Genomic DNA, 15,044 nt, shown 5'->3' with positions numbered 1-15,044 from the left:
TCGCTGCGCCAGATTGCCGGACATGGTTGCCAACCCCATCCCCCATCAAAGGCCGTACGGACGCGATGAACTGCTGGCGGACGCCATCATCCATGGCGGCGGGATCATCGCCGCGCTCGCCGGTGGTGCCTATGTGCTGGCCCATGCCCAGCATACGGGCGGCGGAAAGGTTGCCGCGCTCGTTCTCTATCTCGTGGCGCTTGTGTCCATGCTGGGCTTTTCGGCCGCCTACAACTTCACGCCCGCTTCGCCCGCCAAATGGATTTTGCGGCGCTTCGATCACTCCGCCATCTACATCATGATTGCTGGAACCTACACGCCGCTGCTGATGCAGTTGCCCAGCGCTGCGCTGGCGTCAGCGCTCGCGGCGATCGTGTGGGGCGGCGCACTTGCGGGTGTCATCATGAAGGTTCTCCTGCCCGGACGCTTCGACAATCTTGCGATCGGCATCTATCTGGCCCTCGGCTGGGTCGGCATCTTTGCCGCAAAGTCTTTTCTTGGCGTGCTGCCCCTCATCACAATGGTGCTGATCGCAGTTGGTGGATTTTTCTATTCCGCAGGCGTTCCGTTCTATCTGTGGGAACGCCTCAAGTACCAGAACGCCATCTGGCACGGCTTCGTGGTGACTGCGGCGGCCTGCCAGTTCACCGGCATCGCCTGGCTCTATCTGGGCTGATCCTTGACCAGCGTTGCGTAATCATAGACGGGCGTGAAGCCAAGGCTGCCGTAGAGACGGCAGGCCGGAGTGTTCTCGATGTCCACCTGCAGGAAGGCGTTGCGGGCGCCACGCGCTGCAGCCCAGGACATGATGGACGACACCAGTACACGACCAAGGCCCGTGCCGCGCACTGCGCCGTCCACCACGACCAGGCCGATTTCCGCCCAGCCACGGTCGATGGCGCAAAAGCCGAAGCCACAGTCTGTTCCGTTGAGCCGCAACGTGGCGAAGCCCGCAGGCACGGAAATGCGGCTTGTGATGGCATGGAGATGGTCTGGCGAACGCTTGGATGGTTCCTGGCGGGCGGAAATGCCGTGCAGCCAACCCACCTCCGGAACGTCCGCCACCGTCACGCGCGGATCGCCTGAGGGCGCAGATTCCAAGGCCACGGTCATGGTGATGGCGCGGTCCTTGATGCGATAGCCGCGCGCCACCAGCAGTTCTTCCATTCCGATTTCGGCGAGCGGCGTCAGGCGGAACTGAGGTGGCAGTCCGGCGGCGCGGTAGAACTGTTCGACGTCATCAAGAAACCCGGCGCTGATCGTGGCGCGCGGACGAAGCGGGGAGGCCGAATTGGCGCGTCCGGAATAGCCGTTGGCAAACCGGACGGCCCAATCCTCGCGCAGGAGGGTCGTCACCGCGGGCCAGACAATGAGCAGCCGTTCTTCGAGAGCCTGTGTGAGGGCGAGGTCGGTCATGGGCCCGGGGTTATGCCGCGGGCGGGATGTGGCGGCAATCGCCGCACTTGTGTAAGGCAACTTCCATTCGCCCCTCACCCGGAAAGGCACAAGGCATGACATCCGTCGAACAGCGCATCGAAGACCTTGAGATGCGCATTGCCTACCAGGACAAGACAATCGCTGATCTGAACGACGTCATCACGGCGCAATGGAAGAAAATTGAAAAGCTGGAGCGGCAGCTGCAGCGCCTTGATGAAGAAGTGCAATCCCTTGATTCACGTGACGCTCCGCCCGTAACAAGACCGCCGCACTATTGAGCGCGGCGGCCTGATGTGTGGGGAGCGCAGGGGCTCAATTCCCAAGGATCGCGCTCTCGAGAATATCCAGGCCTTCCGTCAGGATTGCTTCGCTGGCGGTGAGGGGCGTCAGCATGCGCACCGTGTCGGCATAGACGCCGCAGGTGAGGATGAGGAGGCCGCGTTCCAGGCACTTGGCGGCCAGCGCCTTGGCGCCACCGGCGTCCGGTTCGTTGCCGCCGTGCTTGGTCACCAGTTCGAAGGCGCACATGGCGCCGAGGCCGCGCACGTCGCCCATGGGCATGCCCTTGCCCTTGGCCTTGATCGACTGCAGGCGCTTCATGATGAGCTGGCCCTGTTTCTCGGCCTTCTGCAGAAGGCCTTCCTGCTCGAAGGCGTCAAACACGCCAAGGGCTGCGGCGCAGGCAATGGCGTTGCCGGCATAGGTGCCGCCGATGCCGCCCGGATCGGGCGCATCCATGATCTTGGCCTTGCCGATCACGGCCGCGAGCGGGAAGCCGCCCGCGAGTGACTTCGCCGATGTCATCAGGTCCGGCTCCACACCATAATGTTCCATGGCGAAGAACTTGCCGGTGCGGCCAAAGCCGGTCTGGATTTCGTCGGCGATGAGAAGGATGCCGTGCTTGTCGCAAAGGGCGCGCAGCTTCACCATCAGCTCCTTGGGGGCGATATAGAAGCCACCTTCGCCCTGCACGGGCTCGATGATGATGGCGGCCACGCGCTCCGGCTCCACGTCGCACTTGAAGATCAATTCGATGGCGTGGATCGCATCTTCCACCGTGATGCCCTTGTGGGCGACGGGGAAGGGCACATGCCAGATGCCGCCCGGCATGGGGCCGAACTTGGCCTTGTAGGGCACCACCTTGCCCGTGAGCGCCATGCCCAGCAGCGTGCGGCCATGGAAGCCGCCATGGAAGGCGATGACATCCGAGCGACCGGTATAGGCGCGAGCAAACTTGATGGCGTTCTCGACGGCTTCCGCGCCGGTCGTCACCAGTGCTGCCTTCTTGTCACCGGAGATCGGTGCGACCTTGTTCAGCTTTTCGCAGACTTCGATGAAAGGCGTGTAGGGCATGACCATGGCGCAGGTGTGCGTCACCTTCTCCAGCTGCTCATAGACACGCTTCATCACCAACGGGTGGCGGTGGCCGGTGTTGACCACGGCGATGCCGCCGCCGAAATCGATGTAGCGGTTGCCTTCAATGTCCCAGATCTCGGAATTCTCGGCCTTGGCCGCCATCACGGGCGCGCCCATGCCGATGCCGCGCGAGACGGCCTTGGCGCGGCGCTCCACCCATTCCTTGTTTGAGCCAATGGGTGCGGTGATGGGTGCGTTCATGATGATCTCCTTCGGTTGCAGGTCTTTTACGCCTGCCCACGCGGTCAGGCAAACCTCATGCGTGGAGCCAGCGCGGACGAATTGCCGCCTGGGTTGTTGGCGGCGGGGATGATGCGGCATATCATCAGCCCCATGACCGACCTTACCCGCCTGTCTGCCGTCGAAGTCTCGAACCTGCTGCGCATCGGGGCGGTGTCGCCGCTGGATTGCCTGGAGGCGCTGGAAAAGCGCATTGCCGCCGTGAATGCGCCGGTCAATGCGCTGGTCACGCTCTGCTTTGAGCGCGCCCGCAAGCATGCGGCGCGGCTGATGGAGCGTCCGGTGCACGAACGCGGCCGGCTTGCCGGCCTGCCCGTGCCGATCAAGGATCTCTGCGACGTGGCAGGGGTGCGCTCCACCCAAGGCTCCCCCATCTTCAAGGATGTGATCGCGGCCGAGTCGGACATCGTGGTCAGGCATCTCAAACGCGAGGGCGGCGTTGTCTATGCCATGTCCAACACGCCCGAGTTCGGGGCAGGGGCGCACACCTTCAACGAGGTCTTCGGCGTCACCCGTAATCCGTGGGACACGCGGTTGTCGGCGTCGGGTTCCTCGGGTGGCGCCGCAGTGGCACTGGCCACCGGCATGGCCTGGGTGGCGCACGGCTCCGACCTTGGTGGCTCGCTCCGCAACCCCGCCAGCTTCTGTGGCGTCGTGGGCATGCGGCCGTCACCGGGGCGGGTGGCGGCAAGCGTCTATTCCAAGATCGACAGCACGCTCGGCGTGGAGGGCCCCATGGCCCGCAACGTCGCCGACCTCGCCTTTCTCTTCGATGCGATGGTGGGAGCGGAAGCAGGCGATCCCTTGTCTCTGCCGCGCAAAGACGTGAGCTATCTCGCTGCCACGAAATCGGGCTGGAAGCCGAGGCGCGTGGCGGTGTCGCGCGATCTCGGCATCTCGCCCGTCGAGCCAGAGATCGCCGAACTGGTCCTCGCCGCCGCGCGCAAGCTGGAAGCCGAAGGTGTGATCGTTGAAGAGGCGCATCCTGATCTCGCGGATGCCATGAATGCCGTGCAGACGTTGCGCGCCCTCGGTTACGCCACGGGCATGCGCCAGCTGCTGCTCGATCATCGTGACAAGCTGAAGCCGGAAGTCATCTGGAATATCGAGAAGGGGCTGAAGCTGACGGGAGATGATATTGCCCGCGCCGAAGCCCAGCGCGGCACGTTGTTCCGGCGCATGCACGCCTTCCTCGACACCTACGACCTGTTGCTCTGCCCCACCACCATCGTTGCTCCGTTTCCGGTAGAGATTCGCTATCCAACCCATTGCGCAGACAAGGAATTTACAAGCTACGTTGACTGGCTTCTGATCGTCGGCGCGATCACGCTTTGCGCCTGTCCGGCGATCTCCATCCCCTGCGGCTTCACGCAGGGCAACATGCCCGTCGGCCTGCAGATCGTGGCGCCGAACCGGGGCGAGGCAAAACTTCTGGCAGGTGCCGCGTTCATCGAGAAGGTCCTGGGCCTCGGAGCGCTCACGCCCATTGATCCCCGCGTCACCCATGAAACTTGATGCACTCCTCGCGGAGGTGCGGGCCTGTACGCTGTGTACTGATTTGCCGCTCGGTCCCAATCCGCTGGTGCAGGCGGGCGAGGGTGCGCGCATCCTCATCGCGGGCCAGGCGCCGGGGCGCATCACTCACGGCAAGGGCCGGCCCTTCGACGATCCGTCAGGACGGCGCCTGCGCGACTGGCTCGGCATTTCAGCCGAGACATTTTATGATCCGCACCGTTGCGCCGTTCTCGCCATGGGCTTTTGCTATCCCGGCACGGGGAAGGGCGGTGACTTGCCGCCGCGCCCGGCTTGCGCGGCCCAGTGGCGCACACGCCTCATCCGGGCGCTGCCGGACATCCGCCTCACGCTGGTCATCGGCCAGTACGCCCAGGGCTGGCACCATCCGCAGATGGCGAAACTCAAGCTCACGGAGCGGGTGCGCCAGCAGGATGTCAGCACGGCCAGCGTCATTGCCCTGCCGCACCCCAGTCCACGCAACAATATCTGGCTGAAGGCAAACCCGTGGTTCGAGCGGGATGTGATCCCGGCCTTGCGCAACCGCGTGGCGGGCGCCCTCGACCATGGTTGAGGGACGGCGCGGTTGCGCCGCCGCCCGAACTTTTCTAAGGAATGTCGCAAGACAGGGAAACATGAGGGATCCACCAGAATGACATTTGCTCCGCTTGCCGACCGCCTTTGGACGCAGGACTCCGCTTCCGGCCTGCTGCGCTCCGGCGCGCTTGCCATCCTCGGCAGCCTGCTCGTCGCCGCTGCGGCCCAGGTCAATGTGCCCATGCAACCGGTACCGATGACCTTGCAGACGCTGGCGGTGCTTGCCGTCGGTGCCGCCTTCGGTTGGCGGCTTGGTGTTGCGACGCTGGTGCTTTACGCGCTGGAAGCGGCTGCCGGCCTGCCGGTTCTGGCCGAAATGAAATCCGGCCTGCCGTTCCTCCTCGGACCGACGGGCGGCTATGTGCTGGGCTTCATCATCGCGGCTGGCGTCGTGGGCGCCCTTGCCGAACGTGGCTTCGACCGCAGCATGGTGAAGATGCTGGCGGCCATGCTGATCGGTGCTGCCGTTCTCTATGTGCCGGGCCTCGTCTGGCTCTCCGGCTTCGTCGGCGGCTTTGACAAGGCTGTCGCCGTCGGCCTTCTGCCGTTCATCGCGGGAGACATCGTGAAGGCCATTATCGCCGCCATCGCCTTCCCCGCCGTCTGGAAGCTGCTGGGCGACGCCCGCTGAACCTTCGGTGATTGCAAATTGAAAGTCCGCTTCAGCCGTGAAGCGGACTTTTTCATTTTGGCACCAGCCCGTAGTTGCTGAAGACCAGCGTGAGGTCGTCATCGTCGGCGATGGACTGCGGCGTGACGAGGCTTTGTTCCATCAGGATGGCGTAACAGGCGTCGAAATTCGCAGCCTTGCCATTGGCGCAATCGGGATGCCGCTGCCAGCGCTGTTGAATCACGCGGCGCACGGCGGCGTTGTTGATGGCAAGCGACTTGACCTTCTGGAACGCACCCAGTTGCCGGTTGATGCCATCCTGGAAAGCGTCATTCACCAGTTCGCTGCAATAAAGCTGGTCACTGCTGCTCCGGAAGAAAAGGTCGTAAGGCTTGCCGAGGTGGGTGCGCGCCGCCGCCGTGACGCGCCTCGCATCCTCAGGCGTCAGCTCCATCAGACGCCGCACTTCGAGACGTCCGCCAAAGCCCTTGGAAATCCAATCTTGCAACGGCGTCTCGCGTGTCGTTGCAGAGGCTTCAATCACCACGGCCCCGCCCGCTGCCTCCATGTCGAGAACGCCCATGTGGCTGAGCGGACTTTCGCTGGCGAGCATGATGGCGAAGGACTGGCTGCTGCGAGAGGTCTGGAACAGGATATCGCCCGTCTTGAGGGGCGGAAGCGACTCCGCCGAGGCGCCCGTCACCTGAAGCCAGATGAGGGAGGTGATCACCCCTCCGGAAAGGAGGAGGAGAAGAGTGAAGGCAATCCTGAAGAGGCGTTTGCGCATAGCCCCTTCAACCACGGAAATATGGCGGGAATATGATAAAATACCGATGTTAGGAATTTTTGGAAGAATGGTCGGAGTGAGAGGATTCGAACCTCCGACCCCCTGCTCCCGAAGCAGGTGCGCTACCAGACTGCGCTACACTCCGACGTCTCTGGTTCGGCGGGCTTATAGCCATAGGCCAACGCCGATGGCAAGTGATTGCAGCAAAAGGAATCACGGGCTATAGCCGCACCCGCAAACGCCGGTTTTGCACTGGTGGGGCGTCGCCAAGCGGTAAGGCAGCGGATTTTGATTCCGCCATGCGGAGGTTCGATCCCTCCCGCCCCAGCCATCTCCCGCGCGAAAAAACGCAGCAGGGTTCCACGCTAGACCTTCCATCGATGCGCTGCTGCCATTCTTAAGTCTGGGGCCACGCTTGCAGCTTCCGCGGTTATAGTGATGTGATCAAGGTTCACATCATTCATGAGCAATCCCTGCATCATTTGCGTCGCCATCACCGGATCGCTTCCGACGAAGGCCGACAATCCCGCCGTTCCCATTTCCGTTTCCGAACAGATCGAGAGCACCCACGCCAGCTTCGAGGCAGGAGCTGCCATCGCCCACTGCCATGTGCGCGACGGTGACGGCAAACCCACATCCGATCCGCAACGCTTCGCGCGGTTGAAGGAGGGGATCGAAAAGCACTGCCCCGGCATGATCTTGCAACTTTCCACCGGCGGGCGGTCCGGGGCCGGACAGGCGCGGGGCGGCATGCTGCCGCTGCGTCCCGACATGGCTTCGCTCTCGGTCGGTTCCAACAATTTCCCCACCCGCGTCTACGAAAATCCACCCGACCTGGTGGATTGGCTCGCGGGCGAGATGCTCACCCATGAGGTGAAGCCGGAAATCGAGGCCTTCGATCTCTCGCACGTCATCCAGGCGGCGGAGATGCAGCGCGGCGGCAAGCTGAAAGGCCCGCTCTACGTGCAGTTTGTCATGGGCGTGAAGCGTGCCATGCCGGCGGATGAACGCGTACTCGATTTCTACATCGAGACGCTGAAGCGCTATTCTCCGGATGCCCTGTGGTGTGCGGCGGGAATCGGGGCCTCCCAGATTGTCGTCAACGAATGGGCCATCGCGAAGGGCGGTCACACCCGCACCGGGCTCGAAGACAATGTGCGGCTCGACCGCGAAACGCTGGCGCCGTCCAACGCGGCGCTGGTAACGCGCGCCGTGGCGCTGTGCGAGAAATATGATCGCCCCGTGGCGGACTGGAAAACGGCGCGGCGCATCCTCAGGCTCCGCGCCCCTGCATCACAGGCCGCCGCCTGAATATACGCGCTGGCCGCGGAAGATCGTGAGCAACACCTCGGTGTCACCGATATCATAGGGATCGCAGGTGAAGATGTCGCGGTCGAGGATGATGACATCGGCGGACTTGCCGGGTGCGAGTGTTCCCGTCTCCTCGCTCCGCCACGCCGCTGCCGCCGCATTGATCGTATAGCCGCGCACGCAATCGGCGATGGTCATGCGCTGTTCCGGGAGGAAGACGGGATGATCGCCGTTCTTGCGCGGCGGTTGCCGCGTCACGGCCGTCTCCATGATGGGAAAGGGATTGAGGGTGGAAACGCCCCAGTCGCTTGACAGGCAATAGGGAGCGCCTGCGTCGATCAGGCTGCGGAAGGCATACATCCACTGGCCGCGTTCGGGCCCTACCATCGGCAGCGCCACGTCTGTTACGGAGGGTTCGTGGCGGGCCCACAGGGGCTGGATATTGGCCATGGCACCAAGATCGCGGAAGCGCGGCACGTCGGCGGGATCGAGGCACTGCACATGGGCGAGTTGATGCAGGCTCGGCCAGTTGCCGTTTGCCTCGCGGGCCGCCTGCAGTCCGTCGAGTGCGGCGCGCAGGGCTCCGTCGCCGATTACATGGACATGAATCTGGAAGCGCTCAGCATCGAAAGCTGCAAAGAGGTCTTTGACCTGGTTGTGGCCGAACATCAGCGGCGCGTTGCCGCCCAGCGGATCGGAATAGGACTGCAACATCGTGGCGGTCCTGTTCTCCAGCACGCCATCGAGAAAGAATTTCGCGGAGTGGACCTTGAACAGGTTGCCGCGGCAAGCGGCGCGCATCGCCTTCACGCGCTCAACGGCGCGGCCTGTGTCTTCGTGCGGTTCCACCTTCGCCGTGGCGGCCACGCGCAAGGTGAGTTCGCCCCTGTCTGCCAGCCGCTGATAGACGCGGGCGTGGCGTTCGTTGATGGACGCATCCAGCACACCGGTGATGCCGTGACGGTTGCACAGGGCCTGACCGAAGCGCACGCCCGCCGCAAAGTCATCCTCGGTGATCGCCGGCATGCGTTCACGCGCCCAATCAATGGCGTCTTCGTGCAGCATACCGGTGGGCACACCCTGTTCGTCGCGGACGAAATGCCCGAGAGGTGGGTCGTCGATGCCTTCTCGCAGGCCCAATGCCTCGCAACCCTTGCTGTTGAGGCAGGCGTTATGACCATCGGACGCGAGGATGTAGCAGGGGCGGGCGGGCACAGCCTCGTCCAGCACCTGCCGCGTCAGGTTGGCATCGGTGAAGATGCCTGTGTACCAGCCGACGCCATTCACCCACGGAGACTGTGAGCGGGCAGCGAAGGTCCGCAAGGCCTCCTGCAATTCGCCGATGCTGCCGCATTGATCGAGAACGGCGTTGGCGTGATAGTTGTTGCCCGAATCCTGCAAATGGATGTGTGTGTCCTGGAAGCCAGGCAAGACCAGGTGGCCGCGCGCGTCGATGACCTGCGTGCGCGATGTTGCAAGCGCGCGGATGTCCGCCGTCGAGCCCACGGCAAGGATGCGGTCATTCCGCAGCGCCAAGGCTTCGGCGCGGGGGGCCAGCGGTTCCATTGTCACGATGTTGCCGTTGATGATGATGGTGTCGGCCATCATGCGCGCGCCTCATCCACGGGGATCACGCGGGCCGGATCATTCACATCCCGCGTCCAGGCGAACAGGCAGAGGAACGGTACCGCGCCTGTCAGCGTGGCGTGCGGCGCCCACGGTTCATTCCACACGGGCACACCCGCCGGCTTTTCGTGAAACGACACGTCGGGCAGGAAGCGCCACCCGTGCGGGCCGGTGAAGGGCAGATAAAGTTCCGGTGCCTTGTGATGGTGATCGCGGTAGAGCGTGCGCGGCGCGATCAGGAAAAGGCCAAGGTCGAAGTCCTCGGCGGCGCGATGCGCTTCTTCGCCCACCAGCGAGGTGAAGGCGTGGCCATCCGCGAATTCGGCGCCAATATCGGCGCGGGGGTAGGCGTCATAGGTGATCCAGCGCAAGTGCGGCAGTGCCGCCGCAATGGCGGAGGCAAGCGTCCGGTCCGGCATGGCCGTCAGTGCTTCCGGCAACAGGCTGCACGGTGGCAGGGAGCGGGCTTTCACCCCCTGCTGCGGACCATCACGCCAACGCGCAAGCCCTGCGCGCACGTCACGCACGCCCTGGAGGTCGATGGTTGCGAGACGCCCATCAATCGCCTGCAGCAGTGCCGATATGCTTGCTGCCGCGGTCATGCGACGACCACGCGTTCACGCCTCGCTGTGGCTTCGCCATCCGCCATGCCGAATTCCTGGGCGAAGCGGTGACCATCATAGACGGCTTGGGCGATGATGCCGGGGGCCTTGCAGTCACCGATGCGGTGAACGCGGAAGCCCGGTGCATCCTTGATCTCCTGCCAGAGTGCATCGTTGGGGGCGCGTGATGTCACGGGCACGAAACCTCCACAGGCAATGCGTGTCACCTTGCCCGTAAAGACGCACGACAGTTCCGCCTCCCCGGGCAGGAGGTTGGATACACGTTGGTTCACGATGATGGGCACGCCAAGGTCCAGCAGGGCCGCGTGGGTGCGGGCCTGTTCGACCGTGTGCGCTGAAAAACCTGCCGCAACGCCATCGGAGGTGACGTAGGTCACTGGCACGCCTTCACTGGCGAGGAGGAGTGCGATGACTGCGGCGAGATAGTAGTGGTCACCATCGAACACGACGACAGGACCTGCAGGCCGTCTGCCCTCCATGATGTCGTCGGGCGTCAGTGTGCGCGGATCGTCATAACTCGCGATGGGCACCGGCGATGACGTTCCCAACCCATTGCGCCGCCACTTGGCGCCTGTGGCGATCACAACCTGCGTTGCTTCGGTGGCGCGGATGGCAGCTTCGTCCATCAGGCTCTCGCGATAGATCGTGATTTCAGGCCGTTTTCCGATCTGATGCACGCGCCAGTCGCGCACGCGCGCCCATTCCGCAAGGCCGGGGAGACGCGACTCCCGCGTGACGCGGCCACCGAGATCGCGGGCAGCTTCGGCGAGCAGAACGGGAACGCCGCGCCGTCCCAGTGTGAGTGCAGCATCGAGCCCCGCGGGACCGGCGCCGACGACAAGGACCGGTTCCTTGCGTGTCGTGACGTTGACACGTTCGGGATGCCAGCCGCGGCGCCACTCCTCCCCCATGCTGGGATTCTGCGTGCAGCGGATGGGAATGCCGAAGGAATCCTGCGCATAGCAGATGTTGCAACCGATGCATTCGCGGATGTCGTCGAATCGTCCTTCGCGAATTTTTGTCGGCAGGAACGGATCCGCAATGGAGGGGCGCGCGGCGCCCACAAGGTCGAGCACACCACGCTTCACCTGTGACAGCATCGTCTCGGGGCTGGTGAAACGTCCGACGGAAACGACCGGTTTACCGGTGAGCCTTCGCACGTGGGCGATGTCGGACTCCAACGCGCCCTCCTTGATGAAGCGCGACGCGCCCATCTCGCGGGAGTAGTCGGGAACGGTGACATCGAAGAGGTCCACCTCCGGGGCGATTTCCGCCAACATCCGCGCGCGGTGTTCACTGCCTGTCTCGTCCTCGTCGGTCACTTCCACGCGGGTGGCGAGGGCGGCCTTGTCTTTCAGGATGTCACGCGTGTCTGCAATCACATCGCGATACAGCCGTGAGCGGTTCTCCAGCACACCGCCATACTCGTCGTCGCGCTGGTTGACGCGCGGATCGAGAAATTGCGCAAGCAGGTAGGTGTGTGCGCCGTAGACGTAGACGATGTCGAAGCCGGCCTGCACAGCGCGGCGCACGGCGTCGGCATGCCAGCGGCGGTAATCGCGAAAATCTGCTGCATCCATCTTCTGGCTCTGCCAGGGCGCGCCGGACACCGGCATGGAGACGGGCGCCAGCACCGGCAGGCGGGAGAAATGATTGGCTGCGCGCATACCGCCGTACCACAGCTCAACGCCGGCGAGCGCACCATGCTTGTGCACCTTCGCCGTCATCACCGCCATGTTCTTCACATCGCCTTCGTCCCAGAGCGAACAGGATTGTGCGGGCTGTGCATCGGAGGTTGGGTGGATCGAACAATATTCCGTGTTGACCACACCCCAGCCACCCTCCGCCTTCACCTCGCGCATGGCGGCGAGGGTTTGCGGATAGGTGTAGCCCATGCCGGTACAATGCGGCGTCTGATAGAAGCGGTTCGGCGCGGTGACCGGGCCGATGCGGACGGGTTCGAAGAGAATGTCGAAGCGGGAGTCGGTCATGGGTCTCACTTGTTGGCCGCGATGGCCATTTGAATGTCACGCTCGCGGCGCTTGTCGGCGCGGGTCAGGATCACCGCGGAAATCGCGACTCCGATTGCCACGACCACGACGATCACCGTGGCAAGCGCATTGATGTCCGGTGTCACGCCGAGCTTCACCTTGCTCCAGATCAGCATGGGGAGCGTGGTGTAGCCGGGGCCGGTGGTGAAGCTGGTGATCACCACGTCATCGAGGGAAATCGTGAAGGCCAGCAGCCATCCCGAGAGAATGGCGGGCGAGATGATGGGCAGCGTCACATCGCGCAACACCTGCCAGGGGCGCGAGCCCAAATCCATCGCCGCCTCCTCGATGGACATGTCCATTGCCGAGAGCCGCGACTGCACGATGACGGTGACATAGGTCATGGAGAAGGTGATGTGCGCGATCGTGATCGTGGTGAAGCCGCGCTGGCCGGGCCAGCCCAGCCATTCCGCCATCATGATGAAAAGAAGCAGCGAGGAAATGCCGGTGATGACCTCCGGCATGATGAGGGGTGCGGTCACGAGTCCAGAGAGCAGCGCACGGCCACGGAAGCGGCGGAAGCGCGCCAGCGCGAGTCCCGCCATGGTGCCGAGGATGGTGGCGAGCGTTGCGCTGAGGAGCGCGATCCGCAGCGAGAGCAGCGCGGCGTCGATCACCTGGCTGTTGCTGAACAGCTTGCCATACCATTGCGTGGAAAATCCGCCCCACACGGTCGCCAGGCGTGAGCGGTTGAAGGAGAAGAACATCATCGACAGGATGGGCACGTAAAGAAAGGCGATGCCGAAGGCCATGACGCTGAACAGGAAGGTGGAGCGCTGTTTCATCTAGTGCGCTCCCGCCTGGGCCTTGGCTTCAAAGTGGTTGTAGAGCATCAGCGGCACGACCAGCATGAAGAGCAGCGCCACCGCAACGGCAGAGGCCATGGGCCAATCGCGGTTCTGGCCGAATTCCTGCTGGATCACGCGCCCGATCATCGGGTCGCCCGCATTGCCGACGAGACTCGGAATGATCAATTCGCCCATGGCCGGAATGAAGACCAACAGCCCCCCCGCAATGATGCCGGGAATGGAGAGGGGAAGGGTGATGTCGCGGAACACCTCCCAACGCCGGGAGCCCAGATCCATGGCCGCTTCATTCAGCGTGACGTCGAGTTTCTCCAGGTTTGCGTAGAGCGGCAGCACCATGAAGGGAAGATAGGAATAGACCATCACCAGCACGACGGCGAAATTGGTGTTCATCATCTGTATGCCGGGAAGCTCCCAGGCGGTGGGCACGAAGGTGTTGTAGGCGGCGGTGATTGCCTTGTTGAACCAGCTGTTCTTTCCCATGAGACCAATCCAGGCATAGACGCGCAGGAGAAAGGAGGTCCAGAAAGGCAGCACCACCAGCATGATGAGCAAGCGCTGCAGCGATTTGCCTGCCCGTGTGATGGCGAGTGCCATGGGATAGCCGAGCAGCAGGCAGAGCAGCGTCGCCACGGCGGCATTGTAGACCGAAATGACGCCAGCACGGACATACAGGCTGTTGGTGAACAGGCGGTGGTAGGTATCGAAGCGGATGAAGGGCCAATCCGGAAGGAATGCGAAGGGCGGGGATTGCGTTGCCGTCTTGGCAAAGCTCATCACGATGACGATGACGAAGGGCAGCAGAAAGAACAGCACGAGCCAGAGATAGGGCGAGCCGATGATGACGTCGCGCCAGCCCCTGCGGTTGAACCAGCCTGCCGCGCTGCCGCTCATGTTTCCGCTCCAAAGAGCATGGCCGCAGCAGGGGCGATGGTGAGGTAGACTTCGTCTTCCCAGGTGGCGACGGCCTGTTCGGCGGCGGCCCGCTCGGCGTTCACGGCGTTGACGGAGAGAACGTGGCCCGTTGGCAGCTTGATGCGGTAGAGCGAATCCTTTCCAAAGTATCCGAAATCCTGCACCGTGCCCTTCAGCACATTTTTTGCCGCTGCGGGCTTCTTGCGGGAGATCGTCACTTTCTCCGGGCGGAAGGCGAGTGTCACCTTGTCGCCCTTCCTGTAGCCGTTGGATGCAACGAGGATGGGATGGCCCAGCGACGGCGACAACACCTCGGTTTCCGCGCCATCAGCTTTCGTCACTTCCGCCTCCACCATGTTTGCGGAACCGATGAAATCGGCCACGAAGCGGCTGTTGGGATGTTCGTAGATATCCGACGGCGAACCGATCTGGCGGATCAGACCCTTGTCCATGACGGCAATGCGCGAGGCCAGTGTCATCGCCTCCTCCTGGTCGTGGGTGACGACCACGAAAGTGATGCCCAGCTTGTATTGGATGTTGGCGATCTCGAACTGGGTGTGCTCACGCAGCTTCTTGTCGAGAGCACCGAGCGGTTCATCGAGCAGCGGGAGCTTGGGCAATTTTGCAAGCGAGCGGGCCAGCGCCACGCGCTGACGCTGGCCGCCGGAGAGCTGGTGCGGCTTGCGGTCGGCGAGGTGGGACATCTGCACCAGGTTGAGCATTTCGCGCACGCGGTCCTCGCGCTGCGTCTGCGTCATGTCTTCATGCTTCAGGCCATAACCCACGTTCTTCGCCACGGTCATGTGGGGGAAGAGGGCGTAGGACTGGAACATCATGTTGACGGGCCGCTCATATGCGGGCACGCCCGCCATGTCCTGCCCGTCGATGAAGATGCGGCCCGCAGTCGGCGTTTCAAACCCCGCCAGCATGCGAAGCAACGTGGTCTTGCCGCAACCGGAGCCACCCAGCAGGGCGAAGAGTTCGCCCTTGCTGATGGAGAGTGTCACGTTGTCCACGGCCTTGAAGCTGCCGAAAGACTTGGTGACACCCTCGATGTGGATGAAGTCCGGTTGCTGAGGTGCGGACTCGCCTGCCGTCATGATGTGCCCCCGT

The 15,044-nt window shown here is 63.4% G+C and carries 15 protein-coding genes and 2 tRNA genes; 7 read left to right on the top strand and 10 right to left on the bottom strand.

Annotation, left to right across the window (positions count from 1 at the left end; all coding sequences use genetic code 11):
• Positions 1–22 precede the first annotated feature (22 nt).
• Positions 23–676 carry a hemolysin III family protein gene (locus IPM06_01875; GenBank protein ID MBK8769158.1) on the top strand — a complete coding sequence of 218 codons (654 nt, stop codon included), beginning with the start codon at positions 23–25 and terminating at the stop codon, positions 674–676.
• On the opposite strand, the gene IPM06_01870 is transcribed toward IPM06_01875, so the two are convergent.
• On the bottom strand, positions 664–1,416 hold the full coding sequence (locus tag IPM06_01870) for a GNAT family N-acetyltransferase (protein MBK8769157.1): 753 nt from the start codon (positions 1,414–1,416) through the stop codon (positions 664–666). The two genes, IPM06_01875 and IPM06_01870, sit on opposite strands and share 13 nt — an antisense overlap.
• A 95-nt stretch (positions 1,417–1,511) precedes the next feature.
• Between IPM06_01870 and IPM06_01865 the strand changes: the two genes are divergently transcribed.
• Complete coding sequence (locus IPM06_01865; protein MBK8769156.1) at positions 1,512–1,715, top strand: SlyX family protein; 204 nt, start codon at positions 1,512–1,514, stop codon at positions 1,713–1,715.
• A gap of 34 nt (positions 1,716–1,749) precedes the next feature.
• Here the strand turns inward: IPM06_01865 and gabT are convergent, their stop codons facing one another.
• Complete coding sequence (gene gabT / locus IPM06_01860) at positions 1,750–3,054, bottom strand: 4-aminobutyrate--2-oxoglutarate transaminase (GenBank protein MBK8769155.1); 1,305 nt, start codon at positions 3,052–3,054, stop codon at positions 1,750–1,752.
• A 132-nt stretch (positions 3,055–3,186) separates the two neighbouring features.
• Between gabT and IPM06_01855 the strand changes: the two genes are divergently transcribed.
• The 3 genes from IPM06_01855 to IPM06_01845 all read left to right on the top strand — a co-directional run bounded on the left by IPM06_01855 (position 3,187) and on the right by IPM06_01845 (position 5,833).
• Complete coding sequence (locus IPM06_01855) at positions 3,187–4,608, top strand: amidase (protein ID MBK8769154.1); 1,422 nt, start codon at positions 3,187–3,189, stop codon at positions 4,606–4,608.
• On the top strand, positions 4,598–5,179 hold the full coding sequence (locus tag IPM06_01850; GenBank protein ID MBK8769153.1) for a uracil-DNA glycosylase family protein: 582 nt from the start codon (positions 4,598–4,600) through the stop codon (positions 5,177–5,179). Before IPM06_01855 ends, IPM06_01850 begins: the two co-directional genes overlap by 11 nt.
• A gap of 78 nt (positions 5,180–5,257) precedes the next feature.
• Positions 5,258–5,833 (top strand): biotin transporter BioY, encoded by a 576-nt coding sequence (locus IPM06_01845; GenBank protein MBK8769152.1) that lies wholly within the window; start codon positions 5,258–5,260, stop codon positions 5,831–5,833.
• A gap of 52 nt (positions 5,834–5,885) precedes the next feature.
• Here IPM06_01845 and IPM06_01840 read toward each other — a convergent pair whose 3' ends face one another.
• Both IPM06_01840 and IPM06_01835 read right to left on the bottom strand, forming a co-directional pair.
• A complete protein-coding gene (locus IPM06_01840) occupies positions 5,886–6,599 on the bottom strand; it encodes a hypothetical protein (protein ID MBK8769151.1) in 714 nt (237 codons plus the stop codon).
• A gap of 68 nt (positions 6,600–6,667) precedes the next feature.
• Positions 6,668–6,744 (bottom strand) — tRNA-Pro (locus IPM06_01835).
• A 111-nt stretch (positions 6,745–6,855) separates the two neighbouring features.
• Between IPM06_01835 and IPM06_01830 the strand changes: the two genes are divergently transcribed.
• Both IPM06_01830 and IPM06_01825 read left to right on the top strand, forming a co-directional pair.
• Positions 6,856–6,930, top strand: a tRNA-Gln gene (locus tag IPM06_01830).
• 131 nt (positions 6,931–7,061) lie between these two features.
• Positions 7,062–7,910 carry a 3-keto-5-aminohexanoate cleavage protein gene (locus tag IPM06_01825; protein ID MBK8769150.1) on the top strand — a complete coding sequence of 283 codons (849 nt, stop codon included), beginning with the start codon at positions 7,062–7,064 and terminating at the stop codon, positions 7,908–7,910.
• Here the strand turns inward: IPM06_01825 and IPM06_01820 are convergent.
• From IPM06_01820 to IPM06_01795, 6 genes are read right to left on the bottom strand one after another with little or no spacing between them, the layout of a single operon-like run.
• The gene (locus tag IPM06_01820) at positions 7,893–9,518 is read right to left on the bottom strand and encodes an amidohydrolase (GenBank protein MBK8769149.1); all 1,626 of its coding nucleotides are present in this window, start codon (positions 9,516–9,518) and stop codon (positions 7,893–7,895) included. The genes IPM06_01825 and IPM06_01820 overlap by 18 nt on opposite strands.
• The gene (locus IPM06_01815; GenBank protein ID MBK8769148.1) at positions 9,515–10,138 is read right to left on the bottom strand and encodes a hypothetical protein; all 624 of its coding nucleotides are present in this window, start codon (positions 10,136–10,138) and stop codon (positions 9,515–9,517) included. The genes IPM06_01820 and IPM06_01815 overlap by 4 nt, the downstream gene beginning before the upstream one ends.
• Positions 10,135–12,150: an FAD-dependent oxidoreductase gene (locus tag IPM06_01810; GenBank protein MBK8769147.1), complete on the bottom strand. Its 2,016-nt coding sequence runs from the start codon at positions 12,148–12,150 to the stop codon at positions 10,135–10,137. The genes IPM06_01815 and IPM06_01810 overlap by 4 nt, the downstream gene beginning before the upstream one ends.
• A 5-nt stretch (positions 12,151–12,155) precedes the next feature.
• Positions 12,156–12,995 (bottom strand): ABC transporter permease subunit, encoded by an 840-nt coding sequence (locus IPM06_01805; GenBank protein ID MBK8769146.1) that lies wholly within the window; start codon positions 12,993–12,995, stop codon positions 12,156–12,158.
• Positions 12,996–13,910, bottom strand: a complete 915-nt coding sequence (locus tag IPM06_01800; GenBank protein MBK8769145.1) for an ABC transporter permease — start codon at positions 13,908–13,910, stop codon at positions 12,996–12,998. It lies immediately after the preceding gene.
• A complete protein-coding gene (locus tag IPM06_01795) occupies positions 13,907–15,031 on the bottom strand; it encodes an ABC transporter ATP-binding protein (GenBank protein MBK8769144.1) in 1,125 nt (374 codons plus the stop codon). The genes IPM06_01800 and IPM06_01795 overlap by 4 nt, the downstream gene beginning before the upstream one ends.
• Positions 15,032–15,044: the final 13 nt, after the last annotated feature.

The sequence above is a fragment of the Hyphomicrobiales bacterium genome, assembly GCA_016710435.1.
GTDB lineage: Bacteria > Pseudomonadota > Alphaproteobacteria > Rhizobiales > Aestuariivirgaceae > Aestuariivirga.
This window is presented reverse-complemented; position numbering and strand designations above follow the sequence as displayed.